Annotated in this window: 17 protein-coding genes; 4 read left to right on the top strand and 13 right to left on the bottom strand. The window is 68.0% G+C overall.

The window, feature by feature from the left end; translation table 11 throughout:
• Positions 1–56: 56 nt before the first annotated feature.
• The 3 genes from ABE543_RS09340 to ABE543_RS09330 are packed head-to-tail and all read right to left on the bottom strand — an operon-like array spanning position 57 to position 2,152.
• The gene (locus ABE543_RS09340) at positions 57–995 is read right to left on the bottom strand and encodes a histone deacetylase family protein (protein WP_065176230.1); all 939 of its coding nucleotides are present in this window, start codon (positions 993–995) and stop codon (positions 57–59) included.
• Positions 996–1,004: 9 nt separating this feature from the next.
• Positions 1,005–1,559 (bottom strand): cob(I)yrinic acid a,c-diamide adenosyltransferase, encoded by a 555-nt coding sequence (locus ABE543_RS09335; protein ID WP_065176231.1) that lies wholly within the window; start codon positions 1,557–1,559, stop codon positions 1,005–1,007.
• Positions 1,560–1,567: 8 nt separating this feature from the next.
• Complete coding sequence (locus ABE543_RS09330; protein ID WP_053519669.1) at positions 1,568–2,152, bottom strand: hypothetical protein; 585 nt, start codon at positions 2,150–2,152, stop codon at positions 1,568–1,570.
• A gap of 109 nt (positions 2,153–2,261) precedes the next feature.
• On the opposite strand from ABE543_RS09330, the gene ubiH reads away from it, so the two are divergent.
• On the top strand, positions 2,262–3,470 hold the full coding sequence (gene ubiH / locus ABE543_RS09325) for a 2-octaprenyl-6-methoxyphenyl hydroxylase (protein WP_065176232.1): 1,209 nt from the start codon (positions 2,262–2,264) through the stop codon (positions 3,468–3,470).
• Positions 3,467–4,648: a UbiH/UbiF family hydroxylase gene (locus ABE543_RS09320; protein WP_065176233.1), complete on the top strand. Its 1,182-nt coding sequence runs from the start codon at positions 3,467–3,469 to the stop codon at positions 4,646–4,648. The genes ubiH and ABE543_RS09320 overlap by 4 nt, the downstream gene beginning before the upstream one ends.
• 66 nt (positions 4,649–4,714) lie before the next feature.
• Here ABE543_RS09320 and ABE543_RS09315 read toward each other — a convergent pair whose 3' ends face one another.
• The 6 genes from ABE543_RS09315 to ABE543_RS09290 all read right to left on the bottom strand — a co-directional run bounded on the left by ABE543_RS09315 (position 4,715) and on the right by ABE543_RS09290 (position 10,107).
• Entirely contained in the window at positions 4,715–5,113 is a 399-nt protein-coding gene (locus tag ABE543_RS09315; RefSeq protein ID WP_065182845.1) for a hypothetical protein, read from the bottom strand.
• Between the two features lie 71 nt (positions 5,114–5,184).
• Positions 5,185–6,252 (bottom strand): 23S rRNA (cytidine(2498)-2'-O)-methyltransferase RlmM, encoded by a 1,068-nt coding sequence (rlmM, locus tag ABE543_RS09310; protein WP_065176234.1) that lies wholly within the window; start codon positions 6,250–6,252, stop codon positions 5,185–5,187.
• Positions 6,236–6,796, bottom strand: coding sequence for a nucleoside deaminase (locus ABE543_RS09305; protein ID WP_065176235.1), 561 nt, complete (start codon positions 6,794–6,796; stop codon positions 6,236–6,238). Before ABE543_RS09305 ends, rlmM begins: the two co-directional genes overlap by 17 nt.
• A gap of 94 nt (positions 6,797–6,890) precedes the next feature.
• The gene (locus ABE543_RS09300) at positions 6,891–7,613 is read right to left on the bottom strand and encodes a DUF6348 family protein (protein WP_065182846.1); all 723 of its coding nucleotides are present in this window, start codon (positions 7,611–7,613) and stop codon (positions 6,891–6,893) included.
• Positions 7,614–7,661: 48 nt separating this feature from the next.
• On the bottom strand, positions 7,662–8,315 hold the full coding sequence (locus tag ABE543_RS09295) for a hypothetical protein (protein ID WP_277381424.1): 654 nt from the start codon (positions 8,313–8,315) through the stop codon (positions 7,662–7,664).
• A gap of 43 nt (positions 8,316–8,358) precedes the next feature.
• Positions 8,359–10,107: a glutamine--tRNA ligase/YqeY domain fusion protein gene (locus ABE543_RS09290; protein ID WP_263177510.1), complete on the bottom strand. Its 1,749-nt coding sequence runs from the start codon at positions 10,105–10,107 to the stop codon at positions 8,359–8,361.
• Between the two features lie 185 nt (positions 10,108–10,292).
• Between ABE543_RS09290 and ABE543_RS09285 the strand changes: the two genes are divergently transcribed.
• Positions 10,293–10,556, top strand: a complete 264-nt coding sequence (locus ABE543_RS09285) for a DUF2007 domain-containing protein (RefSeq protein ID WP_053519109.1) — start codon at positions 10,293–10,295, stop codon at positions 10,554–10,556.
• 30 nt (positions 10,557–10,586) lie between these two features.
• Positions 10,587–11,252: a peptide-methionine (S)-S-oxide reductase MsrA gene (gene msrA, locus ABE543_RS09280; protein WP_197600906.1), complete on the top strand. Its 666-nt coding sequence runs from the start codon at positions 10,587–10,589 to the stop codon at positions 11,250–11,252.
• Between the two features lie 587 nt (positions 11,253–11,839).
• On the opposite strand, the gene ABE543_RS09275 is transcribed toward msrA, so the two are convergent.
• The 4 genes from ABE543_RS09275 to ahpF all read right to left on the bottom strand — a co-directional run bounded on the left by ABE543_RS09275 (position 11,840) and on the right by ahpF (position 16,015).
• Positions 11,840–12,796 carry a transaldolase gene (locus tag ABE543_RS09275; protein ID WP_065182848.1) on the bottom strand — a complete coding sequence of 319 codons (957 nt, stop codon included), beginning with the start codon at positions 12,794–12,796 and terminating at the stop codon, positions 11,840–11,842.
• 49 nt (positions 12,797–12,845) lie between these two features.
• A complete protein-coding gene (rnk, locus tag ABE543_RS09270) occupies positions 12,846–13,250 on the bottom strand; it encodes a nucleoside diphosphate kinase regulator (protein ID WP_053519113.1) in 405 nt (134 codons plus the stop codon).
• A gap of 122 nt (positions 13,251–13,372) precedes the next feature.
• Positions 13,373–14,338 carry a LysR substrate-binding domain-containing protein gene (locus ABE543_RS09265; RefSeq protein WP_065175982.1) on the bottom strand — a complete coding sequence of 322 codons (966 nt, stop codon included), beginning with the start codon at positions 14,336–14,338 and terminating at the stop codon, positions 13,373–13,375.
• A gap of 84 nt (positions 14,339–14,422) precedes the next feature.
• Positions 14,423–16,015 carry an alkyl hydroperoxide reductase subunit F gene (gene ahpF, locus ABE543_RS09260; RefSeq protein WP_346475605.1) on the bottom strand — a complete coding sequence of 531 codons (1,593 nt, stop codon included), beginning with the start codon at positions 16,013–16,015 and terminating at the stop codon, positions 14,423–14,425.
• Positions 16,016–16,130 lie beyond the last annotated feature (115 nt).

Here is a 16,130-nt window from a genome sequence, read left to right as displayed (position 1 = left end):
TTGCCCCATCCCTTGCATAGGGGCAATGAAGGCGGCCCGGTCGCACCGGTTCGGGTTCATCCAGCCGGGGGGGACGCCGCCGGCGACATCAGGGCCTGCACGTGGGCCACGCTGCATTCGGCCAGGGCCTGCAGGTCGTAGCCGCCCTCCAGCATCGACACCACCCGGCCGGCCGCGTGGCGACGCGCCAGCGCATGCAGTTCGCGGGTGATCCAGGCGAAATCCTCGGTCTCCAGCATCAGATCCGCCTGGGGGTCGCGCAGATGGGCGTCGAAGCCTGCCGAGATCAGCATCAGCTGCGGGCGGAAGTCGTCGATGGCCGGCAGCATCTCGTCGGCCCAGACATTGCGGAAGCGGAATCCGCCACTGCCCGGCGGCAGCAGGATGTTCATCAGATTGCCCGCGCCACGGTCACGGCGCAGGCCGGAGTTGGGGAACAGGCCGGCCTGGTGGGTGCTGTAATACGACACCCGTGCGTCGTGCTGGAAGATGTCCTGGGTGCCGTTGCCATGGTGGACGTCGAAGTCGACCACCGCGATCCGCTCCAGCCCGTGGCGGTCGCGCGCGTAGGCTGCGGCGATGGCGATGTTGTTGAGCAGGCAGAAGCCCATGGCCGTGCTGCTGGTGGCATGGTGACCCGGCGGGCGCACCGCGCAGAACGCCAGCGGGTCCGCGCCCAGCATCACCGCATCCACCGCGGCCACACCGGCACCGGCAGCATGCACCGCCGCGCTGGCCGAGCCGGGCGAGGTCCAGGTGTCCATGTCCAGCTGGCGCAGGGGCACGGTCTGCGGTTGCAGCACGAAGTCGAGCAGGGCGCTGTCGTGGACCCGGCTCAACTCGCCGAACTTGGCGGGTGGGGCCTCGCGCCAGTCCAGCTGGCCGGGGAATGCGCCGCGCAGGGCGTCGAGCACGCCCTGCAGCCGTTGCGGGCATTCGGGATGGCCCGGACCGGGATCGTGCAGCAGGCAGGACGGATGGGTGAAGACCAGCATCGTACGGACTCAGCCCTGCCGGTGCTGGGGCTGCCAGAGCGCCTCGCCCTGCCCATCGGCGCGGGCCAGCACCCGGGCCAGCACGAACAGCAGGTCCGACAGCCGGTTGAGATACTGCAGCGCTTCGCTGCGCACGTTCTCATGGCGGGACAGCGTCACCGTCTCGCGCTCGGCGCGGCGGACAATCGTTCGTGCCAGGTGGCAGCGTGCGGCGGCTTCGCCACCGGCGGGCAGGATGAACTCCTTCAGCATCGGCAGCGTGGCGTTGTAGTGGTCCAGCTGCTGTTCCAGTGCCGAGACATCGGCGGCATGGATCGCGGCATGGCCGGGGATGCACAGCTCGGCGCCCAGGTCGAACAGCTGGTGCTGCAGATGGACCACCAGCGCGCGCACGTCGTCCGGAAGCGGTGCGGCCAGCAGCAGGCCCAGCGCCGCGTTGGCTTCGTCGACGGTGCCGTAGGAGGCGACGCGGGCATCGTCCTTGGCTACGCGCTGGCCATCGCCCAGTCCGGTGCTGCCGTCGTCACCGGTGCGGGTGTAGATGCGCGAGAGGCGATGGCCCATGGCGCAGCTCAGTGCCGGATGTCGCGACGGGCCTGCTGGAGCTTGAGCACCTGCTCCACGGCCAGTTGCAGGGCGGCGGCCAGCGCCACGTAGATCGCCGTGGTCCGCAGGTAGGGGCCGAACCACTGTGCGTAGTTCTGCGCCCAGCCCGCCAGCGTCGGCTCGGCTACGTTGCGGGTGGTCCAGTAGAAGCCCCCCTGCGCAAGCAGGTGGCACAGCGCCACCGAGGCCACCAGCAGGAGCGCACCCTTGGCCAGCACCGGCCAGCGCGCGCCGCGGTAGTTGTGGCCCAGCAGCATGCCGCCGGCCCACAGCGAGAAGTACGCCGGCAGCAGCAGCCAGTAGCCGGGCGACACGCAGTAGTGCTGCCAGAAATCCAGCCCCGCGCTGCGGATCACGATCCAGTCGACCAGCACCGCGAACAGCATCAGCAGCGGAAAGGCCCAGCGCGTCCAGCGCGCGAGGTAGAAACCGCCGATGAAGAACACCGCCCAGGAGGCATCGGGGATCGCCGCGAAGTGGTTGACCCGGGTCGCCGCCAGCAACAGCACGAGCACGGACAGGACGAAGGCGCGATTGGCGGTGTCGGACATGGCGGCGGGCCCGGAGCGGATTCAGCTTTCATTCTAGCCCGCCGCGCGGGTTGGCGCAGGCAGCGTCGCGTTCGGTGTACAGCCGGGGCGAGCGCGTATCATGAACGCCATGAGTGAACGACATGACGTGCTGATCGTCGGCGGCGGACTGGTGGGTGCCAGCCTCGCCATCGCCCTGGACCGCCTGGGCCGCGACGTGGGCCTGATCGAGGCCAGCCCTGCCGGTGGACTGCCGGCGGTGTTCGACCAGCGCAACCTCAGTTTCGCCGCCGCCACCGTCAACGCGCTGACCGCGCTGGGGGTGATGCAGAAGCTGGCGATGGCGCCGGGACCGATCCGTCGCATCCATGTCAGCCGCGCCGGTGACTTTGGCCGGGTGCAGCTCGATGCGGCCGATTACAACCGGCCGTGGTTCGGCCAGGTGGTGGTCGCACGTGACTTCGGTCATGCGCTTGAGGCACGCCTTCAGGAACTGCCGCGGCTGCGGCGTTACCGGCCGATGCGTTTCCTCGGCCTGGGCGGGGTGGTGGAGGGCTGTCGCCAGGTGCATGTGGCCGACGACGCCGGCGAGCGCACGCTGCTGGCACGGCTGGTGGTCGGTGCCGATGGCACGGCCAGTGCGGTGCGGGAGGCGCTGGGCATCGAGGTCGACCGCCACGATTTCCAGCAGACCCTGTTCGTGGCCCGCGTGCGCAGCCAGCGCGCGCCCGACGGCACGGCTTGGGAGCGCTTCACCGATACCGGCCCGACGGCCCTGCTGCCGCGTGGCGACCGCCATTTCGGCACGGTGCATGGGGTGGCGCGCGAAGACGCCGACGCGGTGATGGCGCTGGACGACGCAGCGTGGCTGCAGCGCCTGCAGCATGCCATCGGCTGGCGTGCCGGGCGTCTGCTGGAGTCGGGTCCGCGCAGTGCCTACCCGCTGATCCAGGTGCTGGCGCGCGCCCTGGCAGGCGAGCGCGCGGTGCTGCTCGGCAATGCCGCACAGACCATCCATCCGTTGGGCGCGCAAGGCTTCAACCTGGGCCTGCGCGATGCGCTGACCCTGGCCGAACTGCTGGAAGACGATGCAGGCGATGCCGGCAGTGATGCGCTGCTGCGTGCGTATGTGGCCCGTCGGGAAGAGGATCGCCAGCAGACGGTGGCGTTCTCCGGAGGACTGGCGCGCCTGACCAGCAATCCTGCGCCGTTGATGCGCCCGTTGCGCAGTCTCGGCCTGGTGGCCGCGCAGCGCGGTTCGGTGCAGTCGATGCTGGTCGGCGGGGCGATGGGTTTCCGTGGCGTCGTGCCGCGACTGTGCCGCGGAGAAGCCGCATGAACCGCCGCGCGCGCCTGGACGTGGTCATCGTGGGAGGCGGCGTGGTCGGTGCCGCGTGTGCACTGGCGCTGGCCGATGCGGGGCTGGCCGTCGCCCTGGTGGAGGGCCGTGAGCCCGCGCCCTGGCAGGCATCGCAGCCGGACCTGCGCGTGTTCGCCTTCGCGGCTGACAACGTGCAGCTGCTGGACCGTCTCGGCGTGTGGCCTGCGATCGTACAGGCGCGGGCCTGGCCGTATCGCCGCATGCAGGTATGGGATGCCGCGGGAGGCGAGGACCTGCTGTTCGACGCCGACCGCCTGGGGCGTCGCGAGCTGGGCTTCATCGTCGAGAACGGGCTGTTGCAGGATCGCCTGTGGGCGGCACTGCCGGCGGCCGGGGTGCAGCTGCATTGCCCGGCACGGGTGGAGGCGCTGGAGCAGGACGAGGAGGGGGTGCGACTGCGCCTGGATGACGGACGCAGGCTGGAAGCGGCCCTCGCCGTGGCCGCCGATGGTGCCGAGTCGACGCTGCGCGAGCTGGCGGGCATCGACGTGGTGCGCCACGACTATCACCAACGTGGCGTGGTGGCCTACGTCGACAGCGAGCTGCCCAACCAGGCTACGGCCTGGCAGCGTTTCCTGCCGACCGGTCCGCTGGCGCTGCTGCCGGTGGCCGAGCGCCGCAGCTCGATCGTGTGGACCTTGCCTGACGAAGAGGCGGTGCGCGTGCTGGCGCTGGAGGAGGAGGCATTCAATCGCGAACTGACCCGCGCCTTCGCCGCACGGCTGGGCGAACTGCGCCTGGTGTCGCCGCGCGCCGCGTTCCCGCTGCGCCGCCAGCTGGCCCGCCACTATGTGGCCGGCCGCGTGCTCGCACTCGGCGACGCCGCGCATGTGGTGCACCCCCTGGCCGGGCAGGGCGTGAACCTGGGGCTGCGGGATGTCGCTGCCCTGCGGCAATGGCTGGCGCCTTCAGCCGAGCGCCGTGGCCAGCCGCGCCTGTCGCCGCAGCGCCTGCAGCGCTGGGCCCGCGAGCGGCGCAGCGACAACCAGGTGGCCGCCTACAGTTTCGATGCGATCAACCGCCTCTTCTCCAACGACGAGATGCACCTGACCCTGGCCCGTGGCCGCGCGCTGGGCTGCGTCGGCAAGTGGCCGCCGCTGGTTCAGGCGTTCTGGAAGCGCGCCGCCGGCGTGTGACGACCCCGTTTGGCGGTTGATCCGCCGGTAGCGCCGGGCCATGCCCGGCGGGATCCGTGAACCGGATCAATCAATCAGCCAGCCGGCCAGGTCGGCACGATCCAGCTTGCCGCGGCGCTTGCTGTCCAGCGCGGTGAACTCATCGGCCAGTGCAGGATTGGCCTGGGCCTCCGCACGGCTGATGAAGCCATCACCGTCGGTATCCAGCGCGGCAAAGTGGATGCGGTACTGGCCGGTCACGCTGCTGGGTTCAACCGAGCGCACCGTGACCTGGGCCTCCCCTGCGGGCATCGGAATATCGACACTGCCGGTGACCCGTCCGGCATTCAAGGGCTGCTGGCGGATGGCTCCGCCGGTCGGACCCAGCGGTTGGCTCTGCGCGGGTGTGGGCGGCAGCTGCTGCGCCAGCACGGGGGACGTGGCCAGCAGGGCAGCCAGCAGCACGGGCAAACGCGGACGGTACATGACGGACTCCTGGCGGGCGTTGACGGAAGCGTACCCGGGGCATCCTGTGCGGGCGATGACCCTGCCGCGCATCACCGCATCGGCGACGCCAGCACGGTGATCTCTTCGCGGTCGTGATAGAGCTGCTTGGCACGCACTTCCAGAGACGTGCCAGCCTGCTCCTGGAACAGGTCCAGGCACAGCCGGGTCTCGTCCCAGCGCTTCTTCATCGGCAGTTTCAGATTGAAGATGGCATGCCTGCACCAGCCTTCGCGGAACCAGGTGGCCATGCGTTCGGCAACGCGGCGCGGTTGCTCGACCATGTCGCACACCATCCAGTCCAGCGGCTGCTCCGGGTGCCAATGGAAGCCATCCGCGCGCAGGTGCTCGACCAGGCCGGTATCCAGTACGTGCTGGCGCAGGGGGCCGTTGTCGATGCTCAGCACCTGCATGTGCTGGCGGGTCAACACCCAGGTCCAGCCGCCCGGTGCCGCCCCCAGATCGGCCGCGCGCATGCCGGGTTTCACCAGTGCCTCGCGTTCTTCCGGCGCCAGCAGCGTCAGCAGGGCTTCGTCCAGCTTCAGCGCCGAACGCGAGGGGGCCTCCGGCAGCAGTTTCAGGCGCGGAATGCCCAGTGCCCACGGTGCGCTGTCGGCGGGGTCGGCCACGCAGATGAAGGCGTGGGTGCCGTCCACGAACACCACGTGCAGGCGTGGCAGCCGTGCATTGGGCTTGTCGCTGAGCTTGCCGGCCTTGCGCAGCGCCGGGCGCAACGCGTTGCCGAACGCACGGGCGAGCCCGGACAGTGGCTTGCCGGCATCCGAATCCGGATGTTCGACCCACAGATCACCAAAGCGTGGCGCATCGGCCAGCACCTCCAGCATCGGCGTGATGCGATCGGCCGGATCCAGCTGCGGCAGTTCAGCCAGCACCACCAGCTTCTGCCGCGCGAAGATCAGGCCGCGCCACGGCAACCGCGGTGCCAACGCGGCCGCTTCGTCGCACATGAACAACACATAGCCGTCATTGCGCTGGGTACGTGCGTAGCCGGCGAAGCCTGCCTCACCGGCGCGGAACTGCAGTTCGCCGGCCAGCTCCGGCTCGAAGCCCTGCCGGCACAGGCACAGCAGGCCGATGCCGGTTTCAGTAACGGGCGCCATCGCTTTCCCCATAGGCGCGCAGCACGCTGCGTGCGGCGTCGCGGTTCAGGCCCTGCACCACCTCGATGCCACGCTTGTTGAGCTCGCCCACCCAGTCGGCCGGCAGCGGGCCTTCGTCGAACGGGGTCAGTTCCTCTACATCGGCGGCACTGGCGCCGATCAGCAGGCGGTCGATGCCGGCCCACACCGTAGCGCCGTAACACTGGCAGCACGGCTGCGAGCTGGTGGCCAGGGTGACCGGCGACAGCACGGCATTCAGGCGCGGCGTCTGCAGGCGCTGCTGGGCCAGCATGTAGGCCATGTTCTCGGCATGTGCCAACGAGGTGGCATGCGGCATCACCCGGTTCACGCCGGCGGCGATCACCTTGTCGTCCGGACCGAACACCACGGCGCCGAACGGGCCGCCGCTGGCGTGCTCGACGTTCTGGCGCGACAGCTCGATGGCCAGCGCGACCTTGGCCTCATCGCCCGGATATCGACGATCCAGGTCGATCTGGTCGTGGATCCAGGCGGGAAGGGTCAGGTGGACTTGCGCATACAGCATCGCGGGGGTGCCTCGTGTGGGATGGGAAAAGTGCGGTTGCTTGGGAAACCGGCGCGCAGTGTAGCCGCACCGGCCTGTACCGGGTGTGGGCGCGTCAGCCGGGTGAGCCGGTGCGGATCACCACGTACTGCTTGCGGAACTCCAGCCCGGCCTGCGGCCAACTGGCGGCATACGCGCGCAGCAATGGCAGGGCAGGGGCGAAGTCGTGGCCATTGACCCGGCAATCGGCCTCGCACAGGCCATCGGCATCGCGCGAGGCGAACAGGCGGATGGCAAGGAACTGGCGCGCTTTCAGCAGCTCGTCGAAGGCGTCCATGCTCCTGGTGAACAGGCAGCAGGGGCAGGAACCGTGGTCGTCCTCACTGCATGTGGCGACCTCCACCTCCTGCGCGCGGTAGTGGGCCAGCGGCCCCAGCACGACGGTGCGCCCGTGTTCCTTGCCGTCATCACCTGCTGGATAGGTCAGGCCCATCATCGGCAGGCCCTGCGCGTCGTCGGCGCCCACTGCGGTCTGCAGGGTGGCCAGGTCCACCCGCACCCAGGCCTGGAAGCCGGACAGCAGCGAGGCCTGCTCATCGGCGCCGTTGGCGTGCTGGTACTCAAACAGGCCATCGGCGAACAGGGTGGGGTGCTGCGCCTCGATGACCGTGGAGGTCTGCCAGCCACCGTTGTCGCGCGCGTGTGCCGCCATCGCATGCGGGGTCAGGCGCAGGCCGCTGTCCAGCACCAGCGCGCCGCCGTCGACGCGGCTGGCGATGCCAGCGTCCTGCAGGACCTGCTGCAGCAGCGGGAGGAGGGCGGTGGACGTCGTGGTCATGTCAGGCCTGTGGATGGATCGGGTGGAGCATCCAGGCCGGGCCGGGTGCTAGTGATCGAGTGCTTCGCGTTCTGCGCGATATCGCCGTGCGTCGGACTGCTGCTGCGGATCGTTGCCATGGTCACGCAGCCAGGTATCCAGTTCCCGGCGATAGTCCGCGCGGAAATCGGCGTTGCCCGGGCTGAAGTGCAGCTTGCGTGCGGCTACCTCCACCCGCTCGCGCGCGCTGGCACGGGCCTGGGCGATGCCGTGCGGTGATTCGGTGGTGAGGATGACGAAGTTGCGCGGAAAGCCCGGCGTGTACTTCACCACGAACGGCTGGTCCTGAGCCGGGATGCGGATCGCGTTCTCCAGCGGCCACAGCGACGCGGTGTTGGTGTGGAACACCACCTCCACGTCGCGACCTTCGGAAGTGCGCAACACCGCTTCGTAGCGCCAGATGTACTGTTCGTTGAGCGTGGAATTGGTTTCCTCGGCCTTCACGATCACCGCTTCACCGCGCTCGCCCACCGCGTTGAGGAAAGTGGCGTTGAGGAAGCTGCCGAGGAAGATGTTGAGCATCGCCAGCGGAAACACCACGATGGCGTAGACCGGTGAACGCCGCCACCACGAGACCAGCGCGGCCAGCCCCATTGCTGCAAAGAACGTCAGCAGCGGATGCTGCGAGATGAACCAGAGCAGGGCGGACAGGGCGGTGACCATCGTCGTGGGCGTGCGGGCGCCGTGCGGGCGCCCGCGCAGGTCTTCAGGCCGACCAGGTATCGCGCAGCGTCACGCTGCGGTTGAACACCGGCTTGGCTTCGGTGTGGTCGCGGCGGTCGGCAACGAAGTAGCCGGTGCGCTCGAACTGGAACGACTGCTCCGGCGCGGCGCTGGCCGCGGCCGGCTCGACATAGCCGGTGACGGTGCGGCGCGATTCCGGATTGAGGTAGTCGCGGTAGGTCCTGCCTTCCGACTCGTCGTCCGGGTTCGGCACCGAGAACAGCCGGTCGTACAGGCGGATCTCGGCCGGAACGCCGTGCACGGCGCTGACCCAGTGAATGGTGCCCTTGACCTTGCGGTTGGCCCCTTCCATGCCGGGGCGCGATTCCGGATCCAGCCAGCCGCGCAGCTCGGTGATGGTGCCGTCGGCATCCTTGATCACCTCATCGCAGCGGATGATGCCGGCACCACGCAGGCGCACTTCGCCGCCCGGCACCAGGCGCTTCCAGCCCTTCGGCGGTACTTCGGCGAAGTCCTCGCGGTCGATCCAGACCTCGCGCGCGAACGGCACCTGACGGCTGCCGAAGCTCTCGTCCTTCGGATGGTTGCTGAAGGTGAGCTGTTCTTCATGGCCTTCGGGCAGGTTGGTCAGTACCAGCTTGAGCGGGTCGACCACGGCCATGCGGCGCGGTGCGGCGCCATCGAGGTCTTCGCGCAGCGCGCCTTCCAGCACGCTGAAGTCGATCAGCGAGTTCTGCTTGCTGATGCCCACGCGTTCGGCGAACAGGCGCATTGCCGCCGGGGTGTAGCCGCGGCGACGCAGTCCCTGCAGGGTCGGCATGCGCGGGTCCTCCCAGCCGTCCACCAGCTGCTCGGTGACCAGCGCCATCAGCTTGCGCTTGCTCATCACCGTGTAGTTGATGTTCAGGCGCGAGAATTCGATCTGGCGCGGCTTGGCAGCTTCGCGCGGCAGGCCGGCATCGACCAGCGGCTGGGTCAGTGCGTCGTCATGGGCGAAATCGACGTTGTCCACGCACCAGTCGTAGAGCGGGCGATGGTCCTCGAATTCCAGGGTGCACAGCGAGTGGGTGATGCCCTCGATCGAATCGCCCAGCGCATGCGCGAAGTCGTACATCGGGTAGATCGGCCACGCATTGCCGGTGTTCTGGTGCTCGACATGCTTGATGCGGTACAGCGCCGGATCGCGCAGGTTGATGTTGCCGCTGGCCATGTCGATCTTCGCGCGCAGGGTGCGCGCACCGTCCGGGAATTCACCGGCACGCATGCGGCGGAACAGGTCGAGGTTCTCCTGGACACTGCGGTCGCGCCACGGCGAGGGACGGCCCGGCTCGGTCAGGGTGCCACGGTAGGCACGCACTTCCTCGGCCGACAGGTCACACACATAGGCCTTGCCCTGCTCGATCAGCTTCTCGGCGGCGAGATAGTAGGCCTGGAAGTAATCGGAGGCGTGGCGCAGCTCGTTCCACTCGAACCCCAGCCAACGGACATCATCCTGGATGGCGGCCACGTACTCCGGGTCTTCCTTGGCCGGATTGGTGTCGTCGAAGCGCAGGTTGCATACGCCGCTGAACTCGCCGGCAATGCCGAAGTTCAGGCAGATCGACTTGGCATGGCCGATGTGCAGGTAGCCGTTCGGCTCCGGCGGAAACCGGGTCTTGATCGCCTGGTGCTTTCCGCTGGCCAGGTCCTCGCGCACGATCTGGCGGATGAAATCGCGCTTTTCGTGGCTGTCGGCGGGGGTCTCGGGGCTGGCGGGGGTGTGCTCGGACATGAGGCTGGGCGAAAAAGGGCAGAAAGACCAACAGTCTAGCGCGTAAGGGGAAGGGCTGCCGGGGTTGCGCCCGCGCTACCGGGCGCAGGGGGGGCCAGGGGTAGCGCCGGGCCATGCCCGGCGAGCGCAGCGGCGGCATTCAGCGCCCGGGCGTATGCTGGAGGCCTCTCCCGTGGAGCCGCCCCATGCACATCGTGTACAAGGCCGACAATCTGTTCGACGCCCACCTGGTGAAGCACGCGCTGGAAGATGCCGGCATTCCTGCCTTCGTGTTCGGCGAGCAGCTGCTGGGGGGCATGGGCGAGCTGCCGCTGTTTGGTGTACTGAGGGTCGGCATCCCCGACGCCGCGCGGGCCGAGGCTGAAGGCATCGTTGCCGGCCTGGACTTGGGCCACGCCGCCGACGCCCCCATTTCCGATGCAGACGACATTGCCGGCCTTCCGGCGTAGGAGCGCATCATGTTGGGAATCGGACAGGGCATCCTGGGCATCGGCGCCTTCAAGCAGCGCCTGCCGCGCCCGGAAGAGGCGCTGCCAGGGCGTGATCAGCCACTGCCGCTGCACAGCAACCAGCACTTCGTGAACAGTCACCCGCTGAAGGACCGCTTTGCCGGCCTGCAGCAGATCCGTTTCGCGCTTGGCTGCTTCTGGGGAGCCGAGCGCAAATTCTGGTCGGAGCCGGGCGTGTACAGCACGTCGGTCGGCTATGCCGGCGGCGTCACGCCGAATCCCACCTATGAAGAAGTCTGCTCCGGCCTCACCGGCCACACCGAAGTGGTGCAGGTGGTGTTCGATCCGAAGGTGGTGAGCCTGGAACGGCTGCTGCAGCTGTTCTGGGAAAGCCACGACCCGACCCAGGGCATGCGCCAGGGCAACGACACCGGCACCCAGTACCGTTCGGCGATCCATGCCACCGACGAAACGCAGTACGCCGCTGCGCTGGCCAGCCGCGAGACGTACCAGGCGCAGCTGGACGCGGCCGGCTATGGCCCGATCACCACTGAGATCGTGTTCCCGGCGCCGGAGTACTACTACGCCGAGGACTATCACCAGCAGTACCTAGCGAAGAACCCGAACGGTTACTGCGGCATCGGCGGCACCGGGGTGAGCTGCCCGATCGGGCTGGATGTGGAGGCGCCGCGCTGACGCGCGGTGGTCCGCCTGCGGCGGGCAGAAGCGGAAAGCAACTGCCGAAGCAAAAGCCAGAGCCAAAGCCAAAGCGGCTCTGGGTTGCTGTGAGTAGGGCGGGGCGGTGTGGGTCGGCAGGACACGCCGTGAACCCATCCATGGGGGCTCGATGGCGCCATCCATGGCGCCAACGGTCCTGCCAACCCACACCACCCCACCTCCGACAGTTTCCCGGTGACGGTGGGCAAGAGCGTGGGTTACTGACGAACTGAAGGAAAACAAGAAGGACGCGGCCTTCGCCGCGTCCTTTTTGTTTGATCCTGCGGTGTCTTTTGTAGAGCGGAGCCATGCTCCGCTCCGAGCAAGCGAAGCGCGCGACCCGCTGTTGCTCTTCCTTCTTCCTTCCGTGGCGGGCAGCCACAGGAAACTGTCGAAGGCCGGGTGGGTAGGCTGTGCAGGGGCGTGAGCCGCATGGATGCGGCGACCGAGCTTACAGGGACGTACTTGCAGCGTCCCCTGCACGGCCTACCCACCCTGCCAAACGCATGACCCGCCTTTCGCGACCGAGCCCCCGCCACGAGGGGCTCAGCCGTTGGCTGGAACCCTTACAGCGCCGCGCGGATCCGCTCGCGCAGCGCTTCCAGATCCTTGGCGAACGCCTCGATACCGGTCGCCAGCTTCTCGGTCGCCATCGGATCGGCAGCCAGATCCGCCGCAAACGTCGCCGCATCGATCGGGGTCACCGCCACGCCGTTACCCTCACCGGGCACCAGCTTGCGCGGCAGCTCGCCGTGATCGGCGTCCAGCTTCTCCAGCAGATCCGGCGAAATGGTCAGGCGGTCGCAGCCGGCCAGCGCCTCGATCTGTGCGGTGGAACGGAACGAGGCGCCCATCACCACGGTCGGCGAACCACGGCGCTTGAACTCCGCATACACGCTGCGCACGAACTTCACGCCCGGGTCCTCATCGATGTTGGCCGGGGTCTGGCCGTTGGCCACGTACCAGTCAAGGATGCGGCCGACGAACGGCGAGATCAGGAACGCGCCCGCTTCGCTGCAGGCCAGCGCCTGGGTCGGGTTGAAGATCAGCGTCAGGTTGCAGTCGATGCCCTCGGCCTGCAGGATCCGCGCCGCTTCCACGCCTTCCCAGGTCGCCGCGATCTTGATCAGGATCTTCTCGCGCGGTACGCCGGCATCGGCGTACATCTGGATGAACTGGCGGGCCTTGGCCACGGTGGCGGCGGTGTCGTACGCCTGGTCAGCATCCACCTCGGTGGACACGCGGCCCGGCACCAGCGTGCTGAGCAGCGCGCCGACGCCGATGGTCAGCCGATCGGCCACCGCATGCACCACGGCCTCGCGGTCGCCGCTCTGCTGACGGCCCCAGGCCAGTTCGCGCTCGATCAGATCGGCATAGACCGGCAGGTCCAGTGCCTTCTTCACCAGGGTCGGGTTGGTGGTGCAGTCCACCGGCTGCAGGCGCTTGATCGCCTCGTAGTCACCGGTATCGGCAACGACCACGGACAGTTCGCGCAGCTGGGACAGTTTGGACGAGGTACTCATTACGGCTCCTGGTACGGGGAATCGGATCGCGCGCAGTGCGCAGCGGAGATCAGGGACGGTCGTTGTGCACTGCGGTCACGCGCAGGCGCAGCTTGCGACCACCGGGTGCAGTCCAGTCGATGCTCTGGCCGACCGACAGGCCGAGCAGGGCACTGCCGACCGGGGCCAGCACGGAAACCTTGCCTTCATCGACGTTGGCTTCGCGGGGGAAGACCAGGGTCAGGACGTGCTTCTCGCCTGAGACCCCATCTTCGCACTCCACGCGGGAATGCATCATGACGATGCCTTCGGGAATCTGGTCCGGCGCCAGCACGGTGGCCCGGTTGAGTTCTTCGGCAAGCGCGAGCGCGGCAGGCGTCTGGCTCAGCGCAGGGGCTTCGAGCATGGCCTCCAGGCGGTCCATGTCGAAGGTTGAGACAGTGATCGACGGCGGCAGGCCGCTGGCGGTGTTCATGTAAAACTCCTTGGTTGAAAACCATGCAAAAGGCGGCGCCTGCTGGCGCCGCCTGTCTGTATTGTGGGGACAAATGCGACCGGAATCGACTCCCGCCGCTCGGGGGCGGGGACGCGGGGCCGTCAGCCGTTCAGCGCGGGGCCGGAAAGGCTGGCCGGATCGGCGGCCGTGCCATTGGCGGCTTCCAGCGTGAACAGCGCATGCGGCAGGCGCTTGAACTGGCTGGCCAGCTCCATCAGGAAGTCGTTCATCGCCGAGCTGCGGCGCCAGACCATCGCAATACGGCGGCTGGGCCGGCCCTCACCGATGAAATCGAGCAGGCGGATGTTGTTCGAGCGCGGGACGGGGGGCTGCACCGACAGGCTTGGCAGCAATGTGATGCCGACATCGGCGGCGACCATCTGCCGCAATGTTTCCAGGCTGGTGGCGCGGAACTCGGATTTCTCGTTGGCGCCGAACAGCCGGCACACTTCCAGCGCCTGGTCGCGCAGGCAATGGCCGTCTTCCAGCAGCAACAGCTTCTGCGTGGCCAGTTCCTGCACATCCAGATGGGCGCGCTGGGCGAGCGGATGGCGACCGGAGACGGCCAACAGGAACGGCTCCTCGAACAGGAACTCGGCGTGCAGCTGGTCGTCGATCACCGGCAGTGCCAGCAGCGCGGCATCGAGCTTGCCTTCGCGCAGGCGCTCCAGCAGCACATCGCTCTTCTCTTCGACCAGCAGCAGTTCCAGTTCCGGGAAACGTTCGCGGATGCGCGGGATCACATGCGGCAACAGGTACGGGCCCAGGGTCGGGAAGATTCCCAGGCGCACCGTGCCGGCTTCCGGATCGCGGCTGCGCCGTGCCGCTTCCTTCAGCTGCTCCACCTCGGACACGATCACCCGCGCCCGTGCAGCGGCTTCCTGGCCGGCCGGGGTCAGCATCACCTTGCGGGGGGCCCGCTCGACCAGCGGCAGGCCCAGCTCTTCTTCCAGCTTGCGGATCTGGGTGGACAACGTGGGCTGGCTGACGAAGCACGACGCGGCAGCCCGACCGAAATGCTTGTGGTCGGCCAGGGCTACCAGGTACTTCAGATCGCGTAGATTCATCCTCACATCCCAGGGATAACGGACCGGCTGGCGGCGTGGTCACCCCGCAGCTGACAATGCTCCCGGCAACCCGGGAGCAGTGGATCAGGCAGCTTCGGCAACGGCTCCGCTGCTCTTGCTCACCGACGAGCGGATCAGATGATCGAACGCGCTCAGTGCGGCGGTCGAGCCGGCGCCCATGGCGATGATGATCTGCTTGTAGGGTACCGTCGTGCAATCACCTGCGGCGAACACGCCGGGCACACTGGTCTGGCCACGGTCGTCGATGACGATCTCGCCGCGCGGCGACAGCGCCACGGTGTCCTTCAGCCACTCGGTGTTGGGCAGCAGGCCGATCTGCACGAAGATGCCTTCCAGCTCTACGCGGTGGGCGTCGCCACCGATGCGGTCCTTGTAGACCAGCCCGGTGACCCGGCTGCCATCGCCCAGCACTTCGGTGGTCTGGGCGCTGGTCAGCACGGTGACATTGCCGAGGCTGCGAAGCTTCTTCTGCAGCACCTCATCGGCGCGCAGGCTGGAATCGAATTCCAGCAGGGTTACATGCGACACGATGCCGGCCAGATCGATGGCAGCTTCAACGCCGGAGTTGCCACCACCGATCACCGCCACGCGCTTGCCCTTGAACAGCGGGCCATCGCAGTGCGGGCAGTAGGCCACACCCTTGTTGCGGTACTGCTCTTCGCCCGGCACATTCATCTGCCGCCAGCGCGCACCGGTGGACAGGATCACCGAACGCGACTTCAGCACCGCGCCGTTTTCCAGCTGCACCTGTACCAGCCCATCGTCGCCGGCCGGCACCAGCGCGGTGGCGCGCTGCAGATCCATGATGTCCACGTCGTACTCGCGCACATGCTGCTCCAGCGCGGTGGCGAGCTTCGGGCCTTCGGTCTCCTTGATCGAGATGAAGTTCTCGATGGCCATGGTGTCCAGTACCTGGCCGCCGAAGCGCTCGGCGGCGATGCCGGTGCGGATGCCCTTGCGCGCGGCGTAGATCGCTGCGGCCGCGCCAGCCGGGCCGCCGCCCACCACCAGCACGTCGAAGGCCTGCTTGGCGGCGATCTTCTCTGCGTCGCGCTTGCTGGCGTTGGTATCCAGCTTGGCGACGATCTGTTCGAGCGTCATCCGGCCCTGGTCGAAGACTTCACCGTTGAGATACACGGTCGGCACCGACATGATCTCGCGCTTCTCCACTTCCTCCTGGAACAGCGCGCCGTCGATGGCCACGTGCTGGATGCGCGGGTTGAGCACCGCGGCCAGGTTCAGCGCCTGCACCACGTCCGGGCAGTTCTGGCAGGACAGGGAGAAATAGGTCTCGAACCGGTACTCGCCTTCCAGGCTCTGCACCTGCTCGATCAGCTCGGCGGTGGCCTTGGACGGATGACCACCGACCTGCAGCAGCGCCAGCACCAGCGAGGTGAATTCATGGCCCATCGGCAGGCCGGCGAAGGTCAGGTGGATGTCCTGGCCGGGCGTGCCCAGGTCGAACGAAGGCACGCGGCCCTGGCCATCACGCAGCACCTGCAGCGAGATGCTGTCGGACAGGCTTTCCAGGGTCTGCAGCAGTTCCAGCATTTCCCGCGACTTGTCGCCGTCGTCGGCATGCGCGGTGATCTGGATGGGGCGGGTCACGCGCTCCAGATAGGTCTTCAGCTGCGACTGCAGGTTGGCGTCCAACATCGGGTCTTCTCCTGGATTCAGGCAAACAGGGGGCGTGGCACCGCTGTAGAAGGTAGCGGACCAGCAGGGGGTAGGGGTGAACCCAAGACAGCGACCGTGGAAGGGGCTGGCTGGC

Source organism: Stenotrophomonas sp. TWI169 (assembly GCF_039674705.1).
Lineage (GTDB): Bacteria > Pseudomonadota > Gammaproteobacteria > Xanthomonadales > Xanthomonadaceae > Stenotrophomonas > Stenotrophomonas maltophilia_P.
Note: the sequence above shows the minus strand (reverse complement) of the source record. Positions and strands in the feature narration are given on the sequence as shown.